The sequence below is a fragment of the Vicinamibacteria bacterium genome (assembly GCA_035620555.1).
In the GTDB taxonomy this organism is placed as follows: domain Bacteria; phylum Acidobacteriota; class Vicinamibacteria; order Marinacidobacterales; family SMYC01; genus DASPGQ01.
This window is the reverse complement of sequence record DASPGQ010000178.1, coordinates 1-3,604: the sequence shown is the minus strand read 5'-3', so window position 1 is coordinate 3,604 and position 3,604 is coordinate 1. Positions and strand designations below refer to the sequence as shown.

4 protein-coding genes are annotated in these 3,604 nt (G+C 63.4%); 2 read left to right on the top strand and 2 right to left on the bottom strand.

The window, feature by feature from the left end; genetic code table 11:
* Positions 1-956 (bottom strand): sigma-70 family RNA polymerase sigma factor (locus VEK15_06900; protein ID HXV60402.1); only part of this gene is annotated, 956 nt, incomplete at its 3' end.
* 2 nt (positions 957-958) lie between these two features.
* On the bottom strand, positions 959-1,477 hold the full coding sequence (locus VEK15_06895) for an Rrf2 family transcriptional regulator (protein HXV60401.1): 519 nt from the start codon (positions 1,475-1,477) through the stop codon (positions 959-961).
* Between the two features lie 172 nt (positions 1,478-1,649).
* Between VEK15_06895 and VEK15_06890 the strand changes: the two genes are divergently transcribed.
* Both VEK15_06890 and VEK15_06885 read left to right on the top strand, forming a co-directional pair.
* On the top strand, positions 1,650-2,870 hold the full coding sequence (locus VEK15_06890; protein HXV60400.1) for an ABC transporter permease: 1,221 nt from the start codon (positions 1,650-1,652) through the stop codon (positions 2,868-2,870).
* Positions 2,870-3,604, top strand: a 735-nt coding sequence (locus VEK15_06885; protein ID HXV60399.1) for an outer membrane lipoprotein-sorting protein, incomplete at its 3' end; no start/stop codon positions are given. The genes VEK15_06890 and VEK15_06885, both read left to right, overlap by 1 nt.

Genomic DNA, 3,604 nt, shown 5'->3' with positions numbered 1-3,604 from the left:
TTCATCTCGGCGGCGATCTCGAAGTGCGTCGGCGTCCTCTCCAGCTTGTTCGCGAGCTGGTTTCGAAGTTGGACCACCTCGCGGGCTTCCGCGATTCGGTTGAGCGGGATACGAATGGTCCGCGCCTTCTCGGCCAGCGCTCTCCGGATGCCCTGCCGCACCCAGTGCGTCGCAAAGGTGGAAAAGCGAGTCCCCACCGCGGGGTCGAAGCGATCGATGGCTCTGAGGAGCCCCATGCTTCCTTCCTGTATGAGATCCACGAAGTCTAGCCCCCGACCGCGGTAGGCCTTGGCGACCCAGACCACGAGCCGCAGGTTGTGCTCCACGAGCTCTTCCCGCGCGCTTCGGATGCGATCCATGGAGTCGCGCAGTATGGGCGCGATGGAAAGAATCTGCCTTCCGGTGAGCAGCGGAGCGACGGAGTTGCGACTTCGTCGCCCTCGGCGGGGCGCCGGCTCGACCGGCGGCGGTACGGCGAGAGAGTGGTCGAACCCCTCTCCCGCGTCGTCGTCGTCACCAATCGAACGCAGCAGCCGTTGCGCGTACTCCTCGGCGCCAATCAGACGTCGGCGGGCGTTGGGAGACAGCGGTCTCGATGGAACTCGAATCTCCGCGGGAACCTCGATCGTGACCTTGCCGTCCGAACGACGCGCGAGCTCCATCGCCTGAACCAATCGTCGTCGGGCCCTCCAGATCACCGTGGCCAGCTCCTTCTCGCGCGCGGCGGTGAGCAACCGGTAACGGCCGGCGAGGTTCAGGAAGTAGCCGACGTCGGACGGAGAATCGAGCCGGGGCTCGACGCGATCGGACGTTTCAACGGCCGAGGCGCCCAGCTCGTCTTCTTCCTGTTCATGTCGCCACTCTTCGGGCCATTCGCTTCTTCGCGAGCCGGAGTCGTCGAGCGACCGGGTCGTGCTGGGTGTCGGATAACTCGTCAAGCTCAAGAGGGTCTTCATGATCACACCTCCCTCGTCGATCCTGGTGGCGTTGACGTTTGTAACGGAACGAGACAGCGGTTCCACTCGATCGTTGTCTCATCGAGCCGTGACGCGATGGCGCGCTCTCCTTGGAGGAGCGAGCTCAGAGACATGCTGTCCAGCAGTCTCTCGACGTGCAGGTTGACCGCCGTCCAGACCGGCCGGAGCCCGCAGTCCGTCAGGTGGACACAGCAAGCGTCTTGTCCCGTGAACCGCGCACAGAGATCGGACTGGGTGATGAAGCCACCGAGGGCGCGAATCGCCTGGCCCATCGTGACCTCCTCCGGAGGTCTCGTCATCCGGTAACCACCCCGCGTGCCCCGAATGGACTCTGCCAGCCCGGCTCGGCTGAGGATGCGCAACAGTTTTTCCGCGTAGGCGGGAGACAGGCTTTCCGAGGCCGCCACCTCGCGCACGGTGACCGGTTGGGACTCGTGGGCGCGTCGGGCAAGCTGGAGCAGGCAGCGGATACCGTACTCCTCCTGCGCCGTAAGCTTCACGAGGACATTGTGCCAGATACACGACTTTTTTGTCAAGTATATATAACTAATTGTTCTATAAGTACTTATTCCATAAGAAGCACCCTGTCATTTCGTAGTCGTCTCGGGGCAGTGGATTTAGCTAGTATGGGTCCGTCGAGGGGCCTCCCCGAGCCTCTCTCGAAACACTTCTATGAGAGCGCTTGCGGTGCTCGCGGCCAAGGACATCCGACTGCTGCTTCGCGACCGGTGGGCGTTGCTGTTTCTCCTACTCGCGCCCCTGGTCGTCATCTCCGTCGCCGGATTCTCTCTCTCGACGTTCTACGGAGACCGCGAGCAGTCCGAGAACGTCTTTCTCCTACCGGTGGCCGATCGCGACGGCGGTGGAGTCGCCGAGCGGCTGGTCTCCTCGCTCGGAGCGGTCGCCGGTCTGAGGGTGGTTCGGGTCGATGAACCGGAGGCCCGCCGCCTCGTCGCCGAGGCCGGTGAAGCAGGCGCCGCACTCGTCATCCCCCAAGGCTTCACCACCGATTTCCGTGCTGGTCGAGAGGTCCGCCTCGTGTTGTTGACCGACCCGGTGAAGTACCTCGAGCTCTTGCGGATAAAGATCGAGGTAGCGCGCGTCCAGGCGGCGCTGGTCGCGTCGCAGGTGGCGAGTCGGGTTGCGGTGGTCGAGGTTCTCACTCACGCGGGGGACGTGGACTTCGAATCGGTATCGGAAGATGCCGGCGACCTGGCCTCGCGGCTGGTCGACGAGTCCGTGGGGCTCGACGAGCAGAGCCTCACCAGCTCGCGCACGTCTTTCAACACCTTCGATCAGAACGTGCCCGGTTTCGGTGTAACCTTCCTGATGCTGGGCATGCTCCTCGGTGTGGGACTCGGGCTGGTCGACGAAAGGGACTGGGGTATCCTCTATCGCTTGACGGCGAGTCCCGTGTCGGCGGGGACGATCGTGACCGGGAAGGTGATCTCTCGCGTGCTCATCGGCGTGGTGCAGATGGCCTTGCTATTCGCGTTCGGCCGCGCCCTTTTCGGCATTTCGTTGGGGCCCTCGTTGCTCGCGTTGGGACTCGTCGTCATCGGCGTCAGCTTCGCTTCCGCGGCCTTTGGGCTGCTCATCGCGTCGCTCGCTCCAACGCGGGACTCCGTGGTGCAGCTCGGAACGATCGCCATCATGGCGATGGCGGCCATCGGAGGGTGCTGGTGGCCCATGTCCATCGAGCCCGGCTGGCTTCGAAACCTGGCCCACCTCTTCCCGACCGCATGGGCGATGGAAGCCTCCAACGACCTGATGCTTCGCGAGCGGTCGCTCTCCGATGTCGGTCTCGCGGTCATCGCGCTCGTTCTCTTCGGCCTCGTCTACTTGGCCGTCGGGAGGAGATTGTATCTGCGGCGAGAAGAGGCCTCGCCGTGATGATGACCGTAACCGGGTTGGGGGCGGCCATGCTGCTCGGGAGCCAGCTATCGGCGGGTGCCATCGTCGCGCATGCCAAAGAAGTCGATCTCGCCATCGAAGATCTCTCCGCGAACGTCACGATGACCATCACTCCGGAAAACGGGCAGGAGAAACGGAGAGCCTTTCGACTCCTGATGCGGCGAGAAGGCGTCAACTACCGCGCGCTCATCACGCTCCTCGAGCCGCCGGAGATGAATGGCACCCGGTTCCTCGTGGTGGCCTCGCGCGGTGAACGGAATCAGCAATGGGCGTACTTTCCCGATCTCGATCTGGTGCGCCAGATAGCGGGACGGGATCAGGATGCCTCGTTCCTGGGCTCGGACATCACCTACTCGGATCTCGCCGGCGGCGCGCATCTCGACGATTTGGTTCATCGTTTGCTCGGTGAGGAAGAGGTCGATGGAGTGCCTTGCTACGTCCTGGAGGGTGTGCCTCGCCACGAGATCGTCTACGGGAAGCTTCAAGGCTGGGTGCGAAAAGACAACTTCGTCACCATCCGTGCCGCCTTCTTCGATAAGGAGGGCGCCCGTATCAAGGAGGCCAGGATGAGTGACGTACGCACCGTCGATGGAGTTCCTCTCGCCCACCGGATCGAGATGACGAGCCTCGTCGCGAAGAGCCGAACGGTTCTCACCATCGCCGAGCCGCGCATCAATGTCGACTTGGCGCCCGATCTCTTCCGCGAGGAATCG

What these genes read in the sequence shown, in the direction of transcription:
- VEK15_06890 (HXV60400.1), top strand. Translation starts at nt 1,650, where the DNA reads ATGAGAGCGCTTGCGGTGCTCGCGGCCAAGGACATCCGACTGCTGCTT.